Annotated in this window: 21 protein-coding genes; 13 read left to right on the forward strand and 8 right to left on the reverse strand. The window is 32.6% G+C overall.

Annotated elements, in window-relative coordinates; all coding sequences use genetic code 11:
• Positions 1-24 precede the first annotated feature (24 nt).
• From V7719_RS14345 to V7719_RS14400, 12 genes are all read left to right on the forward strand, one after another.
• Positions 25-1086: a formylglycine-generating enzyme family protein gene (locus tag V7719_RS14345; protein ID WP_335730621.1), complete on the forward strand. Its 1062-nt coding sequence runs from the start codon at positions 25-27 to the stop codon at positions 1084-1086.
• 24 nt (positions 1087-1110) lie between these two features.
• On the forward strand, positions 1111-1956 hold the full coding sequence (locus V7719_RS14350; RefSeq protein WP_335730622.1) for a phosphatase PAP2 family protein: 846 nt from the start codon (positions 1111-1113) through the stop codon (positions 1954-1956).
• Between the two features lie 54 nt (positions 1957-2010).
• Positions 2011-2538 carry a lipid-binding SYLF domain-containing protein gene (locus tag V7719_RS14355; protein WP_335730623.1) on the forward strand — a complete coding sequence of 176 codons (528 nt, stop codon included), beginning with the start codon at positions 2011-2013 and terminating at the stop codon, positions 2536-2538.
• 2 nt (positions 2539-2540) lie between these two features.
• Positions 2541-3344 (forward strand): hypothetical protein, encoded by an 804-nt coding sequence (locus V7719_RS14360; protein WP_335730624.1) that lies wholly within the window; start codon positions 2541-2543, stop codon positions 3342-3344.
• Positions 3345-3408: 64 nt separating this feature from the next.
• Entirely contained in the window at positions 3409-4518 is a 1110-nt protein-coding gene (locus V7719_RS14365; protein WP_335730625.1) for a BamA/TamA family outer membrane protein, read from the forward strand.
• A 21-nt stretch (positions 4519-4539) separates the two neighbouring features.
• Positions 4540-5244, forward strand: a complete 705-nt coding sequence (locus V7719_RS14370; protein ID WP_335730626.1) for a hypothetical protein — start codon at positions 4540-4542, stop codon at positions 5242-5244.
• 8 nt (positions 5245-5252) lie between these two features.
• Positions 5253-6314 (forward strand): AI-2E family transporter, encoded by a 1062-nt coding sequence (locus V7719_RS14375; protein WP_335730627.1) that lies wholly within the window; start codon positions 5253-5255, stop codon positions 6312-6314.
• Positions 6315-6325: 11 nt separating this feature from the next.
• On the forward strand, positions 6326-7264 hold the full coding sequence (locus tag V7719_RS14380; RefSeq protein WP_335730628.1) for a transporter: 939 nt from the start codon (positions 6326-6328) through the stop codon (positions 7262-7264).
• A 43-nt stretch (positions 7265-7307) separates the two neighbouring features.
• Complete coding sequence (locus V7719_RS14385; RefSeq protein ID WP_335730629.1) at positions 7308-9416, forward strand: hypothetical protein; 2109 nt, start codon at positions 7308-7310, stop codon at positions 9414-9416.
• Between the two features lie 92 nt (positions 9417-9508).
• Entirely contained in the window at positions 9509-10240 is a 732-nt protein-coding gene (locus tag V7719_RS14390) for a DUF3575 domain-containing protein (RefSeq protein WP_335730630.1), read from the forward strand.
• 23 nt (positions 10241-10263) lie between these two features.
• Positions 10264-11274: a DUF481 domain-containing protein gene (locus V7719_RS14395; protein ID WP_335730631.1), complete on the forward strand. Its 1011-nt coding sequence runs from the start codon at positions 10264-10266 to the stop codon at positions 11272-11274.
• Positions 11275-11292: 18 nt separating this feature from the next.
• The gene (locus V7719_RS14400) at positions 11293-11646 is read left to right on the forward strand and encodes a YqhA family protein (RefSeq protein ID WP_335730632.1); all 354 of its coding nucleotides are present in this window, start codon (positions 11293-11295) and stop codon (positions 11644-11646) included.
• 46 nt (positions 11647-11692) lie between these two features.
• On the opposite strand, the gene V7719_RS14405 is transcribed toward V7719_RS14400, so the two are convergent.
• From V7719_RS14405 to V7719_RS14435, 7 genes are all read right to left on the reverse strand, one after another.
• Positions 11693-12688 carry a hypothetical protein gene (locus V7719_RS14405; RefSeq protein WP_335730633.1) on the reverse strand — a complete coding sequence of 332 codons (996 nt, stop codon included), beginning with the start codon at positions 12686-12688 and terminating at the stop codon, positions 11693-11695.
• A gap of 97 nt (positions 12689-12785) precedes the next feature.
• Positions 12786-13493 (reverse strand): DUF4386 domain-containing protein, encoded by a 708-nt coding sequence (locus V7719_RS14410; RefSeq protein WP_335730634.1) that lies wholly within the window; start codon positions 13491-13493, stop codon positions 12786-12788.
• 129 nt (positions 13494-13622) lie between these two features.
• Positions 13623-15983 (reverse strand): adenylate/guanylate cyclase domain-containing protein, encoded by a 2361-nt coding sequence (locus tag V7719_RS14415; RefSeq protein ID WP_335730635.1) that lies wholly within the window; start codon positions 15981-15983, stop codon positions 13623-13625.
• A 141-nt stretch (positions 15984-16124) separates the two neighbouring features.
• Complete coding sequence (locus tag V7719_RS14420; RefSeq protein ID WP_335730636.1) at positions 16125-16754, reverse strand: hypothetical protein; 630 nt, start codon at positions 16752-16754, stop codon at positions 16125-16127.
• Positions 16755-16993: 239 nt separating this feature from the next.
• Positions 16994-18571, reverse strand: coding sequence for an amidohydrolase family protein (locus tag V7719_RS14425; protein WP_335730637.1), 1578 nt, complete (start codon positions 18569-18571; stop codon positions 16994-16996).
• 118 nt (positions 18572-18689) lie between these two features.
• On the reverse strand, positions 18690-19112 hold the full coding sequence (locus V7719_RS14430) for a helix-turn-helix domain-containing protein (RefSeq protein ID WP_335730638.1): 423 nt from the start codon (positions 19110-19112) through the stop codon (positions 18690-18692).
• Between the two features lie 821 nt (positions 19113-19933).
• Positions 19934-20665 carry a DUF6090 family protein gene (locus tag V7719_RS14435; RefSeq protein ID WP_335730639.1) on the reverse strand — a complete coding sequence of 244 codons (732 nt, stop codon included), beginning with the start codon at positions 20663-20665 and terminating at the stop codon, positions 19934-19936.
• Between the two features lie 380 nt (positions 20666-21045).
• On the opposite strand from V7719_RS14435, the gene V7719_RS14440 reads away from it, so the two are divergent.
• Positions 21046-21804 carry a DUF481 domain-containing protein gene (locus tag V7719_RS14440; RefSeq protein WP_335730640.1) on the forward strand — a complete coding sequence of 253 codons (759 nt, stop codon included), beginning with the start codon at positions 21046-21048 and terminating at the stop codon, positions 21802-21804.
• Positions 21805-22003: 199 nt separating this feature from the next.
• Here V7719_RS14440 and V7719_RS14445 read toward each other — a convergent pair whose 3' ends face one another.
• On the reverse strand, positions 22004-24268 hold the full coding sequence (locus tag V7719_RS14445) for a CocE/NonD family hydrolase (protein ID WP_335730641.1): 2265 nt from the start codon (positions 24266-24268) through the stop codon (positions 22004-22006).
• Positions 24269-24835: the final 567 nt, after the last annotated feature.

Genomic DNA, 24835 nt, shown 5'->3' on the forward strand with positions numbered 1-24835 from the left:
TAATTCGTCTTTGAAATATATAAAATGAGAAAGTTAATAGGCATAGTAGTTGTTTTATTAAGTGTACTAAGTTGCAAAAACAATGATGCAGTAAAAGATAAAGTTGCTCACGATTCTCATGCTCCAAAAACTGAAATTACATCAGCCATAAAACCCGTAACTGATATGGTTTGGATTGATGGTGGGTCTTTTCAGATGGGAGCACATATTAAAGGCTATTATGGTAGAGAATATCCTGCGCATCAAGTAGAACTTGATGGGTTTTGGATGGATAAACACGAAGTGACCAATGCACAATATAAGGCATTTGTTGATGCTACAAATTATATAACCGTTGCTGAACGTGTTATTGATTGGGAAGACTTAAAAAAGGAGCTTCCTCCAAATACGCCTAAACCACATGATAGTATATTACAACCTGGATCTTTAGTATTTAAAGCTTCTAATGGACCAGTAAATTTAAATGATATTTCTAACTGGTGGTATTGGACCATTGGTGCCAATTGGAGACAGCCTCAAGGGCCCGATAGTTCAATTTCAGATAAAATGGATCACCCTGTAGTACATATGGCTTACGAAGATGCTCTTGCTTATTGTAAATGGGCTGGCAAACGATTGCCAACAGAGGCCGAATGGGAGTTTGCCGCAAAGGGAGGGTTAGTCAAAAAAAAATATACTTGGGGTGACGATGATGCAAAAAATAGAGGTGACCTTGCCAACATTTACCATGGTGATTTCCCATATAATAATACGGCCTTAGACAGCCATGTTGGTACTGCTCCAGTGATGCAATTTAAACCAAACGGATATCAATTATATGATATGTCAGGGAATGTTTGGGAATGGTGTTCCGATTTGTTTGATGAAAATTATTACAAAGAGATTGCAGGGACCATTTGCAAAAATCCAACGGGATCTAAAAAAGCGTATAATCCTAGGAATCCTTATGCGACTGAACGAGTTACAAAAGGAGGTTCTTTTTTATGCCACGTGTCCTATTGTTATAATTATCGGCCAAGTGCTAGAGAAGGGTCATCTATCGATACAGGAATGTCTCACTTAGGTTTTAGATGTGTGAAGAATTAACCATATTTTTAAATAGAAAGCTTTATGAAAAAGAATAGAATAAAATTTACAATTAATATCGCTTTCGTATTCTGTGCTTTGAATTTGTTTGCTCAGAAGGATTCACTTCATGTAAAGAATGAAAAACAACAGGTCTATAATTATAATAAAAAATTTGATATTCCCTTAACAAGTGCGGCTGCAGCTATTTCAATTTTCAATTTTACGCAGATTTATTCGAAAGATCGTTCTTCTGAAACATCCATTTTAGCGCTCGATGTCAATGATGTGAATAAATTTGATCGCGGAGCAGCTGGGAATTATAATGAGAAAGCAAAAACCACTAGTGATTTTTTCTTTAATGCAGCTATTCCACTTCCTTTGATTGTATTTGCATTCGATGATGCTATGAGACAAGACTATTTAAGATTGACATTATTGTATTTGGAAACCATGTCAATTACTGGTGTGGCGTATAGTACATCGCAACAACTCAATAATAGACTTAGACCATTTACCTATAACCAAGACCTAGAATTGTCTAGTAGAACTAAAGGAGGTGCAAAAAACTCCTTTTATTCTGGGCATACAGCTCTTGTGGCTACATCAACATTTTTCCTAGCAAGGGTTTATCATGATTACCACCCAGAATCTCCCTATAAATATGTTTTTTATGGCGGAGCTGGATTGGCCACATTTTTTACAGGATATTTTCGTGTAAAAGCTGGGCAACATTTTCCTACAGATGTCATCATTGGCGGTACTGTTGGAACTGCAATAGGAATATTAGTGCCATTCTTTCATAAAAATAAATTATTTAAGAATGAAAAATTGAGCCTTTATCCAGTTACAGGCGAATATCATGGACTTCGATTGGCTTATAAATTTTAAATAAATAAAATATCATCTATAGAATAACAATAAATAACCATAAATAATTAAATTATGAAATCAATAATCACAGTAGTAACGATGCTATTTTGTGTTTCCGTAATTGCCCAAATAGGTGGCTGGAATCCAAAACTCGAAGAAGAGGCCAATACGGCTTTAACTTTAATGATAGAAGAAACCCCAAAATTAGAAACATTCAAAACTAAGGCCTATGGGTATGCTGTGTTTCCTAAGATTACAAAAGCAGGCATTGGTATAGGAGCAGCGGCAGGAAATGGTGTGGTTTATCAAAACGATAACTTAGTAGGTTCATCCAAGTTAAAACAAGCGTCCATAGGACTTCAATTAGGTGGCCAACAATACAGTGAAGTTATCTTTTTTGAGAACAAAAAAGCTTTTGAGCATTTTACCAATGGCAATTTAAAATTCGATGCCCAAGCATCGGCCGTGGTTATTACAGAAGGCGCATCAATAGATGTGGCATATAAAAATGGGGTTGCTGTTTTTACGCGTGCTAAAGGTGGGTTAATGTTTGAAGCTTCAATTGGAGGTCAGCATTTTACATATAAAAGAAAAAAATGAAAATGAAAAATTACAAATTATGTACATTATTACTGTTTTTTACCTTAATTGGGAATTTAAGTTATTCTCAAGAAACCGAAGAAACTTCTGCTGAAGATTTAGCAAAAAAACTTGCAAATCCGGTGGCATCTTTAATTAGTGTTCCTATTCAAAATAATTTTGATTTTGGAGTTGGACCATTTGATGGTTTTAGATACAATTTAAATATTCAACCCGTCATTCCTATATCACTAAATGAAAAGTGGAATATGATTAGCCGAACCATCATACCTATAATATCGCAAAGCGATGTTACTGGAAAAGGGAACAGCGAATTTGGACTTGGTGATATCGCACAGAGCATTTTCTTTTCACCTAAAGAAGTCAAAAACGGAATGGTTTGGGGTCTTGGACCCATATTTCTTTTACCAACTGCAACCAATAATTTTTTGGGAGCTGATAAGTGGGGCATTGGTCCCAATGCAGTGGTCTTAAAACTAAATGGACCGTGGACTTATGGAGCGTTAGTAAACCACGTTTGGTCTGTTGGAGGAAGTGGAAACAACGACATAAATGCAACTTTTTTTCAACCATTTATGACTTATGCCACCAAAACAGGATCGTCTTTTAGCCTTGCTTCTGAAAACACACAAAGTTGGGATAATGAAATATTTGGAGGGTTTGTTGGAGCATACTACGCCAAAGTCACAAAAATTGGAAAGCAAATGATACAAATAGGAGGTGGTCCGAAAGTGTTTTATGGCAATAACCCGTTTAATCCCGATTGGGGAATTAGAGCCAACATCATCTTATTGTTTCCTAAATAATGAGTTCAATTGTTAATAGTTGATAAATAACTAGTTAACATTAAATATGATTGAATCGCTTAATATGTATAGAATCCTTGTCTTATGTTGCATTTCACAGTTATGCTTTGCGCAACAAAATATAGGCGTAATCGATTCTTTAATTGTACGTTCTAAAGACAGCTCAAGTATAAAGAAAATTACATTTAATGGGTATCCATATGTGTTTTATACTCCCGAGACGCAAGCAGCAATTGGCGGAGGTGGTATCTTTTTGTTCTATACTAAAAAAAATGAAAAATTACGACCATCTAAAGTCGGATTTGGTGCGCATTATACGACTAATAAGCAGTATAAATTTACTATGAACTCTAGTGTTTATTTTAATGAAAATAATCTTGTTGTTAATATGCCTGTCTCATATGGTTACACCTTAGATAAGTTTTGGGGTGTGGGTAATACAACTGAGGACATTGGAAATGAGGGCTATTTTAGGCAAGATTTTAGTTTACAATTAGAAGTTCAAGTTCCGCCAGTTCTTTTTTTTGCCGATCGGACTGGTTTTATTTTAGATTATAAGAACACAGTAATTGATGACCCAAGAGAAAATTCATTTTTACTAAACGAATCAGTTAATGGATTTGAAGGTGGCGATATTTTTGGACTCGGTATTAATTTGGTTTGGGATAGACGAGACAATTTATTTTATCCTACCGAAGGTCATTATCAGTACATTAAATTTATAGTATATCCAGAGCCAAGTGACTATGTTTTTTCTACCTTTGAATTAGATGTCAGATATTATAAAAAATTATTAAAAAATCAAGTGTTAGCAACAAACCTCTATTTAATGAGTGTTGGAAGTAATGCTCCGTTTTATGAATTACCAGCTTTAGGTGGGCAAAATCGTATGCGAGGTTATTTTCAGGGTCGATATCGCGATCGAAATTATGTTGCTTTTCAGTCTGAATTACGACAGTATATTTCTAAGAAATTAGGGTTTGTTGCCTTTGCCGGATTTGGTGATGTTGGCGAAGAAATAACAGATTTAAATTTAAAAGATTTAAAGTACAGTTTTGGAGGAGGTTTACGGTATTTATTTAATAAGAAAGAAAATGTTAATCTAAGAATGGATATTGGTATAGGCAGAGATGGTAATACCGGTATTTATTTCGGAATTGAGGAGGCTTTTTAAAAACGACAAAAAATAACAATAATGAGAAATAAAACAAACATGAAACTAAAACATTTAACGCTATTAATCTTATTTGCTGCATTTACATTGCAAAACTGCTCAAGTACCAAAGTCTTAAATGCTTGGAAAGCAGAAGACGATGTCATTAGTAAATTTAAAACAAAAAATGTTTTAGTAATTGCTCGAACCGCCAATGATTACGCACGATACGCATTTGAGCGTGCTATGGCCGATGAACTTCGAAATAAAGGTATAAAAGCAACTGAAAGTTATACTAAAGCACCAAAAATTCATCCAGAACGCGAAATGTCTGAAGAACGTGTAGCTTTTATAAAAAGTCTTATGGAAAGCGAAGGATATACAGCTGTTGTTTTAACCGTAATAAAAGATAAAAAACAAACAACTACAACATCTTATAGTGGTATTTATGTTGGTGCAACTTATGGCAATTATTATCCAGGCTATTATGGTGGGTTTTATGATTATTTCTCTTATCCTTATGCCTATGGGTCCTATTATGATTCTTTTGGAGGCTATATTCCAACGGGTAGTTCTACACATACCACAACGAATTACGTATTAGAAACAGTAGTATATAATTTAGAGGAAGCAGGTGATAATCAACTTGTAGCTGTAGTTTCTACAAGTCTTAAAGACCCCAAAGAAGCCTATAAAACGGCCGAAAATTTTGTGAGGGAAATGATGCAGAGTCTTGAGAAAAAATAATAAGTATTATGCAGAATCAAAGTAATAACATAATCACCAATGTGCTAAAAGTCACATTATTATTAATACTAGTTGCTTGGTGTTTTCTTATAATGCAACCCTTTATTTTGATTGTATTATGGGCTATAATACTTGGTGTGGCTTTGTTCCCTCCTTATAGTTATTTAGTTAAAAAGATTGGTGCATCTAAAAAGAAACTTGTTACAATAATTTTTGGGCTTGTAGTTACTACACTTTTAATGGTTCCGGCATATTTTATTACAAGTTCTGTTGCTAATACTACAATGGAAACGGTTAGTAATATCAAAAACAATTCCTTTGAAATTCCTGCACCAAACGAAAACGTAAAAGAATGGCCTTTAATAGGAGATAAATTATATAGCAATTGGACAGAGGCATCTAAAGACATAAAGCATTACTCAATAGTTCATAAAGATTTTATTTTAGATCAAGGTTCAAATTTATTAAGTGGATTTAAAGGGTTTATAGGAGCATTTGTTACGTTTTTCTTTGCATTTATTATTGCTTTAGTTTTTATGTATCATTCTGAATATACCAATAAAGCAGCATTAAAATTATTCAATAAACTTATAGGGAATGATAGTGATGAAATAATTAATATGTCTCGCGATGTTATTAGGAGTGTTGTAAAGGGAATTCTGCTTGTAGCACTTATACAATCAGGATTGGCATTTATAGGCTTTAAAGTCATTGGGTTGCCAGCTGCAGGCGTTTTTGCTTTTATAATATTAGTGACTTCAATTGTTCAAATTCCGGCAATTCTTACTATGATACCAGCTATTATACTTGCGTTTTCAATTGCTGATACAACACCAGCAATAATTTTTACGATCTATTGTGTTCTGGTTGGAATATCGGATAATATTTTAAAACCTATGCTTCTAGGTAAAGGACTCCATACACCAATGATTATAATTTTAATTGGAACTATTGGAGGTATGTTATTGCATGGGATTATTGGTCTTTTTTTAGGAGCTATAGTTTTAGCAGTAATGTACAGAATGTATGAATATTGGGTGAATTCTTCAGAAAAAAAAATTAATATATAACAGTAAAATAATTGAAAGAAAGTAGTCTAACTATATGGTCAAGTAAAACATTAATTGTAGTTATTGCATTCCTTCTATTTCCTGTAACTAAAAGCGTTGCGCAAGATATTGAACCAAGACGATGGACAGCTTTACCATTAGGAACCAATATTTTAGGAGTTGGGTATGCCCGCACAAATGGAAAGATATTTTTTGACCCCTTACTACAAGTTGAGGATGGTACATTTAATAATGACGTCTTCGCACTTCAATATATACATTCTTTTAAATTAGGAAATAAATTGGCACGTCTGGATGTATTCGTTCCTTTTAGTATTACACAATGGGAGGGGTTATTAGGCGGTGTTGCGACGACTGTTAACCGTAATGGATTTGCTGATCCTCGCATAAGACTTTCCCTAAACTTTATAGGGATGTCCGCCATGAACCCTAATGAAATGCAAGAATATTTAATGGCTAACCCTAAACGGACATCTTTTGGAGTTTCTATTGCAGTTACACTTCCGTTAGGTCAATATTTTGATGAAAATTTACTTAATTTAGGGCAAAACCGATTCATTTTTCGTCCTCAAGTAGGAATGGTACATCATTGGGGTAAATGGTCTTATGAATTAACCGGATCAGCTTTAATTTATACGAATAATAATAATTTTTCAAATGGTAAGACCCGAAAACAAAATGTTGTATTCGCGGCACAAACACACTTAATAAGACAGTTTAAGTCAAGAGCTTGGGCTTCTTTAAGTTTAGGATACGGACTGTCAGGACAGTCTATTGTTAATAGTCAACCTAATAATGATGATCGGATAGATGTTTTGGGTGCATTTTCATTGGGATTCGTATTAACTAAAAAACAAACTGTAAAGCTGAGTTACATCCGCACAGAAACTACAAAAGATATTGGAGCGGATTTAAATTCCATTATTATGAGTTGGTCTACCTTATTTTAGAAAATATAATTAGTAAATTTATATACGTAATAAAATTATGAAAATGAAAAACAAAATTATGTTAATTGCACTTCTAATAGGATCTATTGGTTTTGCTCAAAACAACTCAATTGAATGGCCTAGAGCAATTAAAGCAGGTGATAATTATATTATTACCTTATACCAACCACAATTGGAAACCTTAAAAGGGAATAAATTAAATGGGCGTTTAGCACTTTCTATAAAGGACAAAAGTGATAAAATTATTTTTGGGGCTTTATGGTTTGAAGCACGTTTGTCTACCGATTTAGAAACACGTTTAGCCGTTTTAGAAGCTTTAGACATACCAAAAATTAAGTTTCCAGATATCGAGAATGAAGACAATATTGCTTTATTAAAATCTGTAATTATTAAAGATTTGAGTGCCGCTGAAATTGAAATGTCTATTGATGATATTATCACCAATATAGAATCTATAGAAGCCAACAATGTCGTTGATGAAACGTTGTCTAATCAGGCACCAAGCCTTTTCTTTAGGCAAAAACCAACAGTTTTAGTGAGTATTGATGGTGAACCGATATTAAAAAAAGAAGAGAATGAGTCTATAGAATATGTTGTGAACACACCTTTTTTTATTGTAAAAAAGAAAAACAAATTCTATTTAAAAGGTGAGAAAACTTGGTATACTTCAGATGTACTTGTTGCTAACGATTGGAAAGTAACAACATCCATTCCTAAAGATGTTATAAAACTTGCCGATAAAAGTTTCGATAATCAAGAAAAACCAAAGACTGAAGATGAGGATGATAGTATCCCAGATATTATTGTTGTCACCACACCAGCAGAACTTATAGTTACTGAAGGAGATTTAGAATATAAACCAATAGGCACTACATCTTTGCTCTATGTTGATAATACCGAAAGTGATATTATTTTGGAAATTGAAACCCAAACACATTTTGTATTGTTAAATGGCCGTTGGTATGCTTCAAAAACATTGAATGACAACGATTGGCAATTTGTAGAGCCAGAGAAACTGCCACGTTCATTTAATTCTATCCCTGCCGATGGAGAGAGTATTTCGTCTGTACGCTCCAGTATACCTGGTACCGAAGAAGCGAAAGAAGCTATGTACGAGCAGTATATTCCTCAAACCGCTGTAGTAGATAAGAAAACGGCTTCAACAAAAGTTGAATATGATGGAAATCCGAAATTTCAAGAAATTGAAGGTACTACCATGCAATATGCATTGAATACACAAAGTACCGTTTTAAAAATTGACAATATATTTTACGCAATTGATAATGGTGTTTGGTTCGAATCTAATGCTGCTATTGGGCCATGGAAAGTTTCAGATAAGAGACCAGATTCGGTAGATGATATTCCGCCAAGCTCACCTGTTTACAACGTTAAATACGTTTATATCTACGATTCTACACCAAACGTAGTATATGTTGGTTATACACCAGGCTATTACCATTCTTATGTTTATGGAGGTGTCGTGGTATATGGTACAGGCTATTATTATAACCCTTGGTATGGTTCTTATTATTATCCAAGACCAGTAACTTATGGTTTTGGCGTTCATTATAATCCTTATACAGGATGGGGATTTTCGGTTGGTGTAAGTTATGGTTGGATGACCGTTTCTATTCATTCTCATGGGTATTGGGGGCCTGCAGGTTACCGTCATGGGTATAGACATGGATATCATCATGGCTACCATCATGGCTATAATAATGGGTATGCAGCAGGTTATGCACGTGGTCGATACGATTCAAACAATATATACCGAAATAATAATGGAAATACTCGAAGAGGTGTATCTACACGAAAAAATAGTGTAACTTCAAGAAACAATTTAACAACAAGACCAAATAACACCAATAGGACTCGAAATGACATTTATGCTGATAAGGCTGGTAATATTCATCAAAGAGATGCTAATGGGAAATGGCGAGAAAAACGAAATAAGGCAGGTACAAGTAGAAATAATAGCCAAAAAACTAAAGTAAGTAGAGAGACAAAACCCAGTGTAAATAGAAGTCAGCAACGCTCTCAATTAGAAAATCAATATAAAAATAGAACAAGAAGCAATACCAATAAAAGAAGCTATAATAATAACAGGTCTAGTCAAGTATCAAGACGGTCTGTTCCTAGGCGTAGAGGATAAGCGCAGTATAAATTGAAGTTACTTGAATAAAACTAGAACGCAAATGTAATTAGACATAGATTTTGTATATAACCACTAAAAATAAACTTAAGATGAATTCAAAAAATGTATTTACAGCTATAATAGTGCTGTTATTTTTAAAAGGATATGCTCAAGAAATTGACAAACAAGAAAACTATTTTAAAAATGAAGTAGGATTAGAAGTTTCAGATCTTCTTAATGGTGCAATGCAATTAAAATATGAACGCTTAATAGGTAAACATTTATCGGTTGGATTAGGGATTGGATTAAAAGGAAAAAATGGTATTATTCGTTTATCTGGACTTAACACAGATCAAGTGAAAACAAGTGATATTACCTATTCTGGATTTAAAATTATTCCTGAAGTGAGATATTACATCAACAAAACACAGCAATATGCTATGGATGGGTTTTACTTTGGCGCCTACTTAAAATATACCAATTTTAAATCGGATTTAGACGGAACCTATATTAATGATGCTGATGAATCTTTTATAATAGAATTTGATGCAGAAATAAATATTACATCTATAGGATTTATGGTTGGGTATAAATTGCCTATAGGAAAGCGCTTTTCTATAGATTTTTTAATTGCAGGTCCAGGAGCAGGATTTCATAAGTACTCATTAATAAATAAAAGAGATTTGCCAGATGAGTTTTATACCGATTTAAATGAAGCTTTAGAACAATACAGTTTGTACGATATATTAGATGGTGATTTCAGGTTTTCAGCAACTAATGAAAAGGCAGACTTTGTACTCCCTTCATTTAGATATGGTATTTCTGTGGGATATTCATTTTAACCGTTTAACTCATTATTTATTTTATGATTAAATATTTATTGTTGGCTTTTCTTCTAATAGGTTCTGTATGTAATTCTCAAAATGACATCATTATATTAAAAGATAGTACTATCCTTAAAGGTGAAATAAAATCATTTTCAAAAGGTGTTTTGATTATGGAGACAACATACAGTGATAAAGACTTTAATATTGAGTATAATAAGTTAAAATCGCTTGTTATTCAGCGAAAATGCCTGGTAATTTTAACAAAAGGGAGACGTCGTTTTGGAAATATTAGTACAGATACCAATGGTCTGGTTGTTATTACTTTAGAAGATGGTACCAAGGAACGCTTTAAATTTGAAGAACTTGTTACCTTAGAAGAAGTCGATGATCAATTTTGGAATCGTTTTACAGGATCTATCGATTTAGGATTTAGTCTTTCTAAAGCAAATTCTTATACTCAGTTTATTCTTGGTGGAGATTTGAATTATATAGACGAACTATGGTTAGTTAATGGAAATGTAAGTGTTTTAAATTCTACTCAAGATAACGTTGAAAAAACGAAACGTACAGATGCCGAATTAGAATTCTACCGCCTTTTACCAAGAGAATGGTTTTTGTTAGGTAATGTTTCATTTCTAGCCAATACAGAACAAGCCCTAGAAGGAAGGGTTATACCAAGTGTAGGAATTGGAAAATTTTTAATTAGCACCAATAAATTACATTTAGGCTTGAGTTTAGGATATACTTATAATATTGAAAACTATATAGATACCTCTTTAAATAAAACATCTTCTGAAGCATTCGTAACGGCCTCATTCAATATGTTTGATTTTGAAGATATTGATTTAGATACAACTATTAATTTTTATCCAAGTTTATCAGAAAAAGGTAGAATTAGAACTGATTACGACTTAAATTTAAAATATGATTTACCACTAGATTTATATATTAAATTAGGATTTACAATCAATTTTGATAATCAACCTGCAATTGGAGGTAATGATTTTGATTATATATTTACAAGTGGTTTTGGATGGGAATTTGATTAATATAAAACACAGAATATAGTGAAAACATTTTTTAAATTTATTATTGGAATTCCGGTTATTTGTTCATTCTTCATTGCCATTATATTTTTGGGATTAGGTATTTATCAAACAGGTCTTGGCATTGAAGGAATCATTAAAGGGGAAGTCCATACAGTTGCTGCTCCAGGAATAAAGCTTGTAAAGTCCTTAGATCTTTTTCTGGTAGGATTTCTTTTTATGGTGTTTTTAATAGGGTTTGGGCAACTTTTTATTCCAAAACCATCAAAATTAATGCGTATTGTGGACAGTATTACTCCGCCATGGTTAAGGATAGAAATCTTTTTTCAACTCCAAAAATCTACGATGCCACTAGTGATCTTAACAAAGGAGTGAACCCTAGCTATGTGCCTAAGCGAATAAATTTTATCGCTAACTAGCGTTAATTTTTATTTTTAGAAAAAGGATCTATGGAAATTCCTATTTGAAAATATCCCGTTGCGTCTTGTTTGTTTTCGTATATAAAATCTTGTGTGGGCTCACCCTTTTCTGTGGCACGGTTACTTATGAAATTTTGAAGTCCTCCTTGAAACGTTGTAATGAGATAATCATTAATACGGTGTTCGTACATAATTCCTGTTTTTAGTTCTATCTGGCTGTACGCAAAGACATTTCCATAGGCTTGATCATTTACATCAATATAAAATTCTGAGGCCCCAATCCTACTTCCCAATGATAATCTACCATTGTCTCCAACCGGTCTGCGGAATAATAACCGTTGTGGTAAGATAAAGTCCAATTCCCATGTCGAATTTTTAAAGCGATGATTATAGCTAAATGTTGGGGTAAATGGGATTTGGCTAGATGGGTCAATAAACCCAATAGCTCCTAAGGTTATTGTAGTGCGTTCGGTCTGCTTCAAAATAAAAGTAAAACCAAGTAGTCCTTTAAAACGTCCAAAGTTTACTTCATTAGCATCTGCAATAATTGATGCGTTAAAAATCACAGGTTTTTTAAATAAAATTGAAAAGTATGTGGAACTCAAAGCTGCTGAAAAATTATGAAAATTGACAATACCATTGCGTTCAAAAAGGGGCATGGATGATGGGTTTTCAATATTTTCGAACTCAAACTCTCTAAATTGATAAAACATTGACGCTGTAAAACTCCATTTCTGTGTTTTATAAACTGGGATATTCGCTGAGGCTTTAAAGTTTCGCTGACTTTTAATGTCACCTTCTTGGAATTCTTGGTCGAGCAATTCTGAACTGAAACTTCTATCCAGACTTTGGTTGTATTCAAAATTGAAAATTCTGGTTTCTGGAAATTTTTCTTTGATACTCAGTACTGCCTTTTCGCGCAATGAATCTTGAGACTTTTGTGCTATGGCAAAGGTTGAAACTAGAGCTAATAGGACTATTGAGGTTATTCTTTTCATGTTGTTGTATAATTTAGAGACTAGACGTTTACTAACGATATATGTTACCGTTTAAATATGTTTTATTTTATTGTACTTAAAGTCAATGACTTGCTGTTTAATTTCTGCTATTTATTGCTGGCGATAAGTGCTTTTTTTTAATTCCTTTAATCAACAACCAAAGAGGAAAAATCACTTCTCCTAAGAATGTAAATTCACTAAATGTGATCTTAAATTCAGGTAGAAGAATCAGAGTGAAAGAATCGACAACATAACCTACGCATCCTATGATTAGAAGAACCCCAATAAACTTAGGCATATAACCAGAATGATAGACTAAATAGCCCAATGGAAAAAGCCAAAGTCCCCAAAATACCTGAGCGATTATAATTCCTTGATGATGTAAGTTGAGAAATAATGAAATAAGATGTTGTGATTCGTTTGACTGATCTAACAAGTGCAATAAAGCTAAATTGTTAACCTCATTCAAGAAAGCAATCGGTACAGCTAATAATGAGAATATGACCATTAGAGAAGCCATACCTTTATGAACAGGCTTAAATATTTTAAATAATAGTATCACTAAAATAATGTTTACGAGCTGAACGACTAATGCACTTATAATACTCCATCTAAACAGCGTTTCGTTTTCAATGATATTACTGATTGTTGTTGTAATATTTTCAGGCACAATTAGACTTGATGGAACGTATATAATTCCAAATACTCCCAAAGGAATTAATGACAGATAAAGAATGCCTGATAGTTTTGCTATTTTATTATCTAAACCAACGGTTGTATTTTCATTTAGCTCTTTCGTTTTCATAGTTATTATGATTAATTATGAGGCAAATGTATTTTACAAAGCGTGAGATATCGTTCTGAATTGCATGAAGGAAGTACGGAATTATAATTCCGTACAAATTTGGAAAGGATAGAAGATGATGACTCTTTTTTATAGCTTTAGGAACTGTTTAGGCGTTAGTCCGGTTTCTTTCTTAAAATAAGTGTTAAAGACCGTTTTAGAATTAAAACCACTTTCATACGCTAAGCCTTCTATGGTGAGGTGTGCGTTTTTTTGGGCTTTAGCATTCACTTTAAAGGCTTCAATCCTGTATGTATTGATAAATTCATTATAGTTTTTACCGAAACTATTATTGAGTAACCAAGAAAGGTGGTTAGGGTGAATTTCAATCTGATTCGCCAAATCACGTAACGATAAATCAGGATTTAAAAAAGACTCGTTTTCTGAAAGGTGTCCTAGCAATCGCGTTGAATATTCAGCCGATTTCTCCGCATTAAGTAACGCAGTCTTTTGTTTAACTACTCCTTCTGATTGATCTGTTTGAAATAGCTTTTTCTGAAACGCATCATACCTAGGATCATTTTTTATAGGATTAACCAAGGGGTCGGCATATCGCAGTAGTAGTAAAGAAGAATTATTTTCTATTGCTTGTGCTACCCAATTAAAAGCTTTGTCATGGTCCCCATTCACTGCATACATCATAAAAAGGTAGGAATCTGCGGTAAAACCATTTTCCTCTTTTGACTGTGCGATTAGTTTTTCTAAATAGATGGAAGCGTTAACCGTATCCTTCTTTAAAGCATAAGCCAATCCAATAGCTCCGGTTTTTTCTCCTTGGATGACCACCTCAGCTGGAATGTTGTCAAAATAATTAATGGCTTCATCGTATCTGCATAGTTTAAGGAGGCATATTGATTTAACAGAATGAGCAGGTATATTTTTATCATTAACGGCTAAACATTGGTCCAACAATTCTAACGATTGGAGATAATCTTCGGTCATGTAATGGAAATAAGCCTTGAAAAAACGAGTTTCTTCCGACAGCGGATTTATACTCAGTGCGATTTCAAGATGAATGTGTGATTTTTCATGCTGTCCTGCTAGAATATATAGAAAAGAAATAAATTGTTGAGCTTCAGCATTATTGGGATTAATCTTAATTGCTTTTTTTATTTCTCTTAGTGACTTACTATAATCACATTCAATAAAAAAAGCTTGATTTGATAATTGATAATGAACGCCAGAAGACTGACCATTTAGTTGCAAAGCTTGAGTCGTATGTTTATTTGTCTTTTTCCATGCCTCATCGAATGGTATAAATGCGGTTGTACCTAGAAAACTATAACAGCCGGCTAATCCTAAATGTGCTTCAGCATAATTTGAATCAAGGCCTAAGGCTTTTTCATAGTAGGAAATAGCTATCTTCATATCTTCCGGATTCCATTTGTTTTCATGAAATTTTGCCTTTAAACAATGTTCATAGGCATTAATATTCTCCGTCTGTTTTGTTACGAGTGTTTCATTGATTTCTAAATGTCCAAAATGCTCTCTTAGTTTATCAGCTATTAATAGACTTATTTCATCTTGTATTTCGAAAACGTTTTCCAGCTTCCTATCCCAGGTTTCTGACCAAAAATGGTAGTCTTCCTTAACTTGAATTAGTTGAGCTGTAATCCTAAGAGAATTATCAGTCAATCGAACACTTCCTTCTAGAATAGCAGAAACGCCAAGTTTTTCTCCAATTTCAGTAATTGGCAAGTTCTTGCCTTTGAAAAAGAAAGAGGAGGTGCGAGATGTTACTTTTAAATTTCGAATTTTGGCTAGAGCGTTGATGATTTCTTCGGTTATGCCATCACTAAAATATTCATTGTCTTTACTGTCACTAAAATTCACAAAGGGTAATACCGCAATTGTATTGTTTACCGTTTTCTGTTTGTTCTTTAAATCTGAGGAACGAGGAAGCTTAATCCCTTTATTTGTAATTGCGAATACTTCAGCAGGTCTATCTATGTTTTTTAGCTCAAAATGTCCTAAGGATGTTGTTGAAATAGTAGTATGATTTTTTAGTTCATCATTTATTTTTTCAGACAGAAGGATGGTACCCGCTGAGCCTAAACTTTCAATCCGAGAAGCAAAATTCACCCCATCTCCGTAAACTTCTGTATTATCAAAAACAATATCTCCTAGGTGTAGACCTATTCTTAAAGGAACCGGGTCTCCTTCTTGTAAAAGATTTTGAATTTCAACAGCACAGTTCACTGCTTCTATGGCACTTTTAAAAACACTTAAAGTTCCGTCTCCATAATATTGAATAATCTCTCCTTGGTAAAAATCGTGTAGTTTTTGGAAGACCTCGCGATGCCTAGCCCTAGCACTTGCTGCAACTTTTTCATTTCCTTGCATCAAAGCCGTGTACTCAACGATATCGGTAAACATAATTGCTGCAAGTTGCCGTTCTTTCCTTTCTTTCATTGTTTGTTTTAAGCTTAGTCTCTTGTCTTTTAATTGCATAGAACCTGCTTGTGTATGGCAGGTGGCTTAAGGTTAAGCAACTAAATTAGTAAAAGAAAACGAGCCAGAGGAAATTCCGAAGGATTTTCCGAGTACACACAGACTTAGCAATTGATTATTCACGTTGTTATCATGCGTTTTTTATTTCTTATCAATCTGTTTCAACACTTTATTAAGTCTTTTTACTTGAGAGTCTTTTTCACATTCTGGTTTTCGTTCATTTATTATTTTTTTATAAATCTCTCTATTCCATTTAGTTATCGAAATAATTGATTTTTCCATATACTTAGGTAATTGTTTTATTGGGCATTTCCATAGTTGTTCAATTAACAGATTTTCTACTTTGTCCTGATATTCCGAGTATTTATTAAGTTTTGCGTATATCTCAATTCCTGAATCAATCGTTATGGTGGAACCTTTATTTACCGTATCTGAAATCAAATCTAATGATACAAATAATTCCTTGCTTTTCAAATCTGTAATTGTCATTAAGGCAATCATTCCACCCCAAACCAGTCTATTATTTTTGTTTGATAATAGTCCCAAAAATTCTGAAAAATAACTCGCAATCAAATCGGGTTTTATATAAGCGATTTCATAAAGTGTTTTTATACAATCAGCTTGTATTTTTTTATCCTTGTTTTTTAGATTCTCAACAAGTTCTTTAATAGCATCATTATTTTCAGTTTCAGCAATTTCCTTAGCTAAATATATATTGGCATCATTCCCTTTATGTCCTAATGATGATGAAAGTTGATTTATTACAGTCATAATTTTTTATTATCCAATAATTTTTACAATAGTAATCGCAAGTCTTTCTCGCAAATGCATGGTAACGTGTTCATGTATGCTTAGTTGCGTGTTTAGGTAACCAATTTAATAAACAAAAACGAACCAGAGAAAATTCCGAAGGAATTTTCCAAATAAGCACTAGCCAAAGCAATTAATTATACACGGTGTTAGCAAACGTTTTTTGATTACTTGTTTTTAATTCACATATTCAGATTACTTTAATTATTTTGATTTGCTGAAAGTGTATTTCTAGGATGATTTTTACCTCGTATGATAACAGAATTTATCTGGTCATAGGCTGAAATATTTAGTAATGGGTCTTCATCTAACAATAATAAGTTTGCGGTTTTACCTTTTTCGATCGTTCCGTATTTGTCTTCTATATGAAAAGCACTAGCATTGTTAAATGTAGCAGCAATAAATATCTTTTCTAATGAAATACCGGCATTAACCCAATGTTGCATTTCTAAAAAACCATTATAACCTGGAGGATTGGTAGACATGTTCATAGCTACTCCATCAGTTCCAAAAAGTAACGTAGCATCATTGTCCGAAAGAAATTTAGCTACGGTATTCATTCTTACTATAAACACTTGTTGAATTCCTCTGAACATTGCTTCATCACTTTCAAATTGAGGTCTTAGATAATTATAGAGTGTTGGATTAATTGCTTTTATAATTTTGGCTCGGTTTAATATTTTTTGTTTTCCCCAATTCCCTTCTTCAGTATTTAGCCAGTTTAAATAAGCTCCAGGATATATATCTATGAGTGCTAGGTCAGCGTTAAAATTATCTTCAAATAAATCTACTTCACCATAAATAGTTCTAAATGTTAGTTGATTCCCAATCTTTCTAGTTGCGATTTCTTTCAATACATCTTGATGATCTTGAGTGAATTCTGTATCTAAAAACCGCTCAGGCTGCTTATACCAATTCCACATAGGATGCGCAAAAATGTCTATTCCGGCTTCAAGTCCAATTTTTTGTGCGTCATAGGAAGTCGCATGCATTAAAACAGGGATTCCTTTTTTCTGTGTTTGTTCAACCAAATCCCTCATTAAATTTAAGCTTGGTAACTCCCAGCTTTGTGGAAATCCAGATGATTCATCTTCGTAAACTATTTTGACTCCAATACTTTGTTGTTCTCTTAAAATATTTGTTACAATTGCTTGAGGTGAATGTAAGTCAAGGTTGATTGAGTCAGGGATGTAAATATTTTTATTGTATTTATCAAATAGAAAAGGATATTCCAGTCTGTCTTTAAGTGGTAATTCTTCCATTTCCATCATGAAATCATTCATCACTTGAATTTGTTGCCCACAAGTATAAATATCAGGTCTGATAGAATGATTTTTGATTTCATCTAAAATGTCTGGCGCATAGTTATTGACATCGATTAAGGTGGTATATCCATAATAAAGATAGCTTTTAGGCAGCTGCGTAAAATAACTTTTGGCTAATTTGGGATGATTCCTTTGGTTTCGCCAAGTCATACCTGCCACATTTGCTAAATGAACATGACTATCAATTAACCCTGGAATAATAAATTTCCCTTTTCCATTAATGTTTTTTAGGTTGCCTGTTGCTATTGGTTTTTGTATTCCGCTATAAAGGATAGTCTCATTATCGATTAATACATGTCCATTATACTTTTCAATTATGCCGTCTTTGTTAGCAGATATAATAGTGACATTTTCTACCAGTAAACCGTTGTTTACCTTAAATGAGTAATTGTCATTTTTGCATCCTGTTATTACTATTAAGGCAATAAAAATAATTAGTCGTGTTGGATTCATCTGTTATATTTTATTGACAAAATAACAACAGAGAAAAGGATTAAATGCCTCAAAAGATGATTTAGGACTCGAAATATTAAAGAAAAATGGTCTTAAAAGATTTAAGACTGAATGATTGTTAAAGTTTTCTATACTCCGAAGGCGATAATCCTGTAGCTTTTTTGAAAGCAAGATTAAAAGTTGATTTAGAATTAAAACCGCAATCAAAGGCCATTGTTAGCATTTTGTAGTGATTATATTCCTTGTCGTTTAACCTTTTCTTTACTTCTTCGATTCGCCAATCATTAATATAATTGTTAAAATTCTTATGAATGTGTTCATTGATTACAAAAGATAAGGCTTTTGGATTTACACCTAATGAACCAGCAAGAGTAATTAGAGAAATATCGCCATCTAAAAAGGGTTTTTCTTCAGTCATAAAAAGAGTTAATTGATTCAATAAATTTTTGCTGTCTGCCTCTTCTAAAATAAAAGTTTTCCTTTTTGTAATAGCCTTAATACCAAAGATAAATTGATCACCTATAATAACTTGTAAACTCATGTAATAAAGAATCACGGCTAATATTAGCATCATTGGATAATAATAAATGAGCTCCATACTATAATGAAAGTATACTAATTCTGCCAATACGTAGATTAACCAAATGATAAAAAAAACAAAAAAAATGGATGTCAATTTGTTTAATACTTGGTTAAGTTCTTTACGATATGAAGACTTATGTTGTCTAATAATTTTATAAGTTAGATAAAGGTATATTGAAAAATAGATGATACTAAAACCATCGTTAACTTTTATGATGTTAATTAGATTTGTCTTGTAATAGATTGAATTTTTTAAAGAAAAATAAAATAATATGTATCCTAAATTTATAATCAGAAATGGTAAGAAATGTTGGTAGTTAAATTTCAGAGGATTCTTAGTAGCTCTTGAAGATTCTTTTGCATAAAAGTAGAAAGCGGGAGAAATCAATAAAATGAAGTTGAGATTATTAAAGAACCACGATTGGTTTTCATACACACCTATTAATACAACTCTTCCTAACATGGCTGCAAAACCCATTAGAATTAGGGCTAAATAAAATATTTCTTGTTTTAATTTAAACCCTTTTATTAAAAGAAAAACACCAATAATAAGACCTTGCATGGCACCAAATGAAATGACGAAGTTTATAATATTGTACAATTTTTTACTTCTTTAAATTTTTCATTCTTTTTCAGTTCAAATGTTTTACAACGTGTTTGTGTATGGCTTGTTGCGGAAAATCAGCTATGATTTTCCGCCATACAATATAGTGAATTGTATGAAAAGACCCTCGTTTTAGCCAACAAAAGCAATTGATTATACACGTTGTTGTACTTTCGTTATTTTTTTATTTCCTCGTTTATTAATTCAGATAATTTATCTATCGATTCCAGTATTGATTTCAAACTTATCGATAGTCCTAATTCCGTATAGTTTTTTAATTGAAAAGATTCATTCAAAAGATTTAAGACATCAATTTTGTCTTCAGTTCTATATAAACTATTAGTCAAATTTGGATGCAATTCTAGAATATAATTAATGCCTCCCAAACCTAATGCCTTTCTGTTGCTATTTAAATAGACTGCATCATTACCAGATGTGACTTTTATGAGGTTGTTTTGTGTGTTTTTTAAATCTAAAAGTCTATTTCTAATAACATCTGGCATAAGTTTAATATCTCCAGTAGATATTAAAGACTCGATTGTATTGGTATTAAAATTAAGATATGCGAACTCCCAATCAAGTTTCATAAATTCATTAATAATTTCATCAATACTTTCTTTATTCTTTAAGGTTTCTGTATAATTGGTATATGAGGAAATACTAGAATTTAAATGCTCTATTTGTCTATTAATGTATATAATGTCTTTTGTTAAATCTTGAAGTATTTGTTCGTAGTAATTATTTCTAATTATAGATTCTTTTTTGCTTTCATTCCAATTATTTATAGATAACGCAATAAGAATTCCAATTACGACAAGTATAATTTCTCCAATTGCATACTTAAAGTACATTCCAGTTTTATTTTTTTCCATAAGGTCGTAGCGAATTTTCCGAAAGAATTTTATCATTAGTTAGTGGTTTGTTATAATGAAGCACAACGTGTTCGTGTATGATTTGTGGGACTTAGAATCCGCAGGATTTTCAGTTGTAGCAAATCAGTTGTTTAAATATATAAATTTTAATTGAAGTAGGAGTGTAGCATTAATTGTACACGTTGTTGTGCGTAGGCATTTTCATTTAGTTCAATTCCAGTTATATATTTCCAATTTAAAATTATTTATTTGTTTTTCAAATTTACTATTGTCTTTAAATGTAAATTAATTACATAATGATGTGCTTGTATCTTGAACCTACGCTGGAGAAAATCTTTAATAAACTTGTAGTTAGTATTTCATAAATAATTATATTTCGAGCATTATACAAAAGAGTTATTTAACGAATAAATAGAATGAAAAAAATACTATATTATTTCTTAATTTCCCCCATCTTTCTTTCAGCCCAAATCAACGAAAGTGATACACTTAACGTGAAAGTAAGTCTTTCTATAACTGGATTTTATCAAGGAGGAAATGTAGAAACCTTGATTTTTAGAACAAAAACAGATTTGAGTTTTAAACCTTGGAAAAATTGGGTTTTCAAAAACCAAAATTCCTATGTCTATCAAGAGTTTGGCAAGGAAAAGGCAGATGAGGATATATTAAGTCTCAACTTGTTATATCTTAATCCTGAGCGAAAAATATATCCGTTTGTATTGGGTTTTGTTAGCACCAATTTCCGAAGGGAAATTGATTTGCGCTATCTGTTAGGTGCAGGAGCTACTTTTCAAATTCTGAACAAAAAAAATCATTGGCTCAAATTTTCGATTTCAAGTGAATACGAACAGACAGAATTTTCTAAAACTAACTTTAACTATTCAGAGTATGATGGAAACCAATCTATAAATACGTTTCGTGGTACCATTTGGGTAAATGGTAAATATAATTTGTTAAAAAAGAAAGTAATTCTAAATCATGAAATTTATTTTCAGCCTTCTCTTGAGCAAGGTAATAATTTTCGTTGGCAAGCAGATGTTGGTTTAGAACTACCCATTTGGAAGTTTTTAAACTTTAAAATAAACTACCGTCATACATTTGAAAGTATAGTGATAGAAAACCAAAAACAGGAAGATAGATTTTTGACATTTGGTTTTACCTTAAAAAGCTATTGACCTGATTAATACAGCCAACTTTAAGCTGTATTTTCAAAATTCAAAAGGTTTTGTCTAGCTTACGTACAACGTATTTTTGTATGATTAGTTGCGAAAAAGTACGCGATTAGTTTTCCGCCATACAATATAGTAAATTGTAAGAAAAGATGCTGTGCTTAGCCAGCAAAAGCAATTAATTATACACGTTGTTGTACGTTCGTTAATTGTCGAACCACAAAGGTAATTTAATCTTGCTTCTGGCATTTACTTTCAATTCCAAAGGAATTGATGCATCTCTTATTGACTCGCTACTTACATCTCTTCCAGTGCCATAATTAATTTGGCCATATGAATTTTTATTTACATTGATGACAATCACTATTTGGCTTTCTTTAGCAATTTTCTTACAAATGATACTTGTATTGTCAAAGCTGATTGTTGTTAGTCTGTTAGGTGTTAGCAATTCTCTTTTTTCTCTGTTTTTTGCATAGCTTGCTCTACCAATATAATTGCTGAGGTGGAAATATTTTCCTTCGGGCGTTAATTCATACAAATTAACAGCAAAATCAAAGTCTTTTTTATTGATTGTAATTTGTAATTCACCAGTAAACGAACCACTAATTATCATCTCATTCTTTAATTTCTCACTAATAAAAACGAGCCCATCATTTAAATTAATGCTGTCTTTTATAATTGGCCAAGGATAGTAATCAGCATTGTTCATTTTTGTTCTGTCTGCAAAATTAGCCTTAAGTTCTACAGAGCCACTTTTCGGAGGTTTAGTGTTGATGAAAGTATAGTTTCTATCAATTTTATTAGTACTCAAATAGAAAGTAAGCGAATCATTACTCATTTCTGACAGTGACGACTTATTAAGCCATTTGTTGGCACCCATTACCTGAAAGTTTACCTTGTTTTTAAGAATCGCTGGTTTTTCTTTCCCTTTCATGATGTAATCAAACCATTCAAAAATAAGCTGTTGTTTTATGTTAATGCGAGCTACATCATCAATTTGATAACCACGTAAATCATCACTCGACCCAAATTGTGCTCCAAAATGATCGTAAGGACCAATTAATAAATAATGTTCTGCTTTTGGGTTGTATTTGAGGTGCTCTAAGTAATAATGCATAGCGCCACGTTGTCCATCGTCATAATATCCGGTTGTGCTAAGGATAGGGATGTTGATATGAGAAAATTCATCCTTATACGGAATCATATTTTGCCAGTAGGAATCATAGGATGGGTGACTAATCCATTCCTGAAAAACTGGATTAGGAGTACCATCTATACTATCCATTTTATTAAATGATTTACCAGAGCTGAACCATGTGTTTTCAAGATTATTCCACCGGTCTCGATCATAATTGGCGGCATTGTCTAAATACTTGTTATTCATCACGTAGGGTATCCATTTATAAGGAAAATTAAAAAAGATATTATTACCCATAGGTGCATCAATTCCTGGTGCAACAGAAACAGAAGGTACGATTGTTTTTAAAGCGGGGTGTACCTTTTCTTTCATAGATGCCCATTGAGAAAAGCCGTTATAGCTTCCCCCGAACATGCCTACTTTGGCATTGCTCCATTCTTGCTTACTTATCCAATCAATAACCGCATAAACATCTTTATATTCATGCTTATACGGCTCGATAGCATTTGAGCTTTGTCTTTTGCCTCTGGAGGTTGCAACGACCCCTACATATCCTTTGGATGCTGCTAATATAGCGTCATTGGTATTACTCAACACATCTGCATAAATTGTAAATTCTAAAATAGCTGGCATGGGTTTAGAATTCTTTTTTCGAACGGTAGTCAGAGATAATTCTGCCCCATCTATAGATGAAATGATTAGCTCTTCTTTAATGATATATCTACTGCTATTATCTTGGTTAATTTCTTTAAAAACAATGGGTTCAGTAATGGTGTACACATGATAAAGGAAATATGACTTTAATAGATTAATAGCTTCTTCAGTGGTGATAAATTGTTTGGAAATAGCATTATGATTATTACGAAACCTATGAGTGAATTGAGCTACAGCATCATGAGTGGTGAAAAAAATAATTGCTAAATAGGCTTTCTCATCACTGCAACCTATTAAATACTCTTTAAAGATGGACTGATAGGCTTCATTAAAAGATATACCCAATTGTAATTGTTTCAATTTCGCTTTTGAAAAGAGTTCAAATTGAATATAGCGTTGGTGCACTTTTATTAGATTTTCAGAATTGCCTCTAAGGGATTGAATGGCATTAATTGAAGCTTTATAATTACCGGCCAATATCTCAATCTTATAAAGATCATTTGGTTCAATTGTAAGGTTCTCAATGTCTCTCTTTTTTAAACAATCTTTTGCTAGTTCCTGCATTTGTTTAGCAAGTCCTATTGAATCTGATAATGCTACTTTTTCAAATGTTATATCTTGTCCAAAAGATTTTAAATTAATTAAGATTAGAAATAATACTATTAGTAATTTTTTCATGTTTTCCTTTTTTTAAATCTGCAACAAAAACGGAAGAGGAAATGAGAAGATCTTCCTTATTGAGGATTTGTATAGTTGATTAATTCTTTTACTTAGATCCCAGTCCCGTCATCCTGAGTATGATTCTATTTTTAGGTGAATACCACCAAATGTCTTCCATTTTACCATCGAATCCTCTTGAATTTGTGGTCCTGCCTTTGTATTCAATTTTATGGCCATATATTTTCCGGCTGCCACAGTCACCTCTTCAATTGAAATAATTTCTACATCTTGACTTGTAATCCCTTTGGTGCCGTCACCACTTTCCCAGTTTTCCTTAAATTTCCATTTTCAAGTCCATTTCTCTCCAATTTCATACTCATTTAAAGTTGGCTTTTCAGTTGCTATAGTTTTTTTATATCTGTGACAAAGCAACGAAATATATTTCGTTGCCAAAAGAAAAAGTACAGGAACGCAGATTTATAAGGATGAACGTTTTAAAATAAAAAAAGGTGCTACTTGCATTGCCAAGATTATAATTAAAATTTATTCAATAGTTGTTGCTTTTGTGTCTATTTTTGCAGAATA

The sequence above is a fragment of the Psychroserpens sp. genome (assembly GCF_036960315.1).
GTDB lineage: Bacteria > Bacteroidota > Bacteroidia > Flavobacteriales > Flavobacteriaceae > Psychroserpens.

Coding starts and splice junctions, on each gene's coding strand:
- V7719_RS14350 (WP_335730622.1), top strand. CDS start 1,111: ATGAAAAAGAATAGAATAAAATTTACAATTAATATCGCTTTCGTATTC.
- V7719_RS14420 (WP_335730636.1), bottom strand. CDS start 16,754: ATGACTGTAATAAATCAACTTTCATCATCATTAGGACATAAAGGGAAT.
- V7719_RS14435 (WP_335730639.1), bottom strand. CDS start 20,665: ATGATAAAATTCTTTCGGAAAATTCGCTACGACCTTATGGAAAAAAAT.
- V7719_RS14360 (WP_335730624.1), top strand. CDS start 2,541: ATGAAAAATTACAAATTATGTACATTATTACTGTTTTTTACCTTAATT.
- V7719_RS14390 (WP_335730630.1), top strand. CDS start 9,509: ATGAATTCAAAAAATGTATTTACAGCTATAATAGTGCTGTTATTTTTA.
- V7719_RS14395 (WP_335730631.1), top strand. CDS start 10,264: ATGATTAAATATTTATTGTTGGCTTTTCTTCTAATAGGTTCTGTATGT.
- V7719_RS14425 (WP_335730637.1), bottom strand. CDS start 18,571: ATGAATCCAACACGACTAATTATTTTTATTGCCTTAATAGTAATAACA.
- V7719_RS14415 (WP_335730635.1), bottom strand. CDS start 15,983: ATGCAATTAAAAGACAAGAGACTAAGCTTAAAACAAACAATGAAAGAA.
- V7719_RS14430 (WP_335730638.1), bottom strand. CDS start 19,112: ATGAGTTTACAAGTTATTATAGGTGATCAATTTATCTTTGGTATTAAG.
- V7719_RS14345 (WP_335730621.1), top strand. CDS start 25: ATGAGAAAGTTAATAGGCATAGTAGTTGTTTTATTAAGTGTACTAAGT.
- V7719_RS14355 (WP_335730623.1), top strand. CDS start 2,011: ATGAAATCAATAATCACAGTAGTAACGATGCTATTTTGTGTTTCCGTA.
- V7719_RS14375 (WP_335730627.1), top strand. CDS start 5,253: ATGCAGAATCAAAGTAATAACATAATCACCAATGTGCTAAAAGTCACA.
- V7719_RS14445 (WP_335730641.1), bottom strand. CDS start 24,268: ATGAAAAAATTACTAATAGTATTATTTCTAATCTTAATTAATTTAAAA.
- V7719_RS14370 (WP_335730626.1), top strand. CDS start 4,540: ATGAGAAATAAAACAAACATGAAACTAAAACATTTAACGCTATTAATC.
- V7719_RS14410 (WP_335730634.1), bottom strand. CDS start 13,493: ATGAAAACGAAAGAGCTAAATGAAAATACAACCGTTGGTTTAGATAAT.
- V7719_RS14440 (WP_335730640.1), top strand. CDS start 21,046: ATGAAAAAAATACTATATTATTTCTTAATTTCCCCCATCTTTCTTTCA.
- V7719_RS14405 (WP_335730633.1), bottom strand. CDS start 12,688: ATGAAAAGAATAACCTCAATAGTCCTATTAGCTCTAGTTTCAACCTTT.
- V7719_RS14365 (WP_335730625.1), top strand. CDS start 3,409: ATGTATAGAATCCTTGTCTTATGTTGCATTTCACAGTTATGCTTTGCG.
- V7719_RS14385 (WP_335730629.1), top strand. CDS start 7,308: ATGAAAAACAAAATTATGTTAATTGCACTTCTAATAGGATCTATTGGT.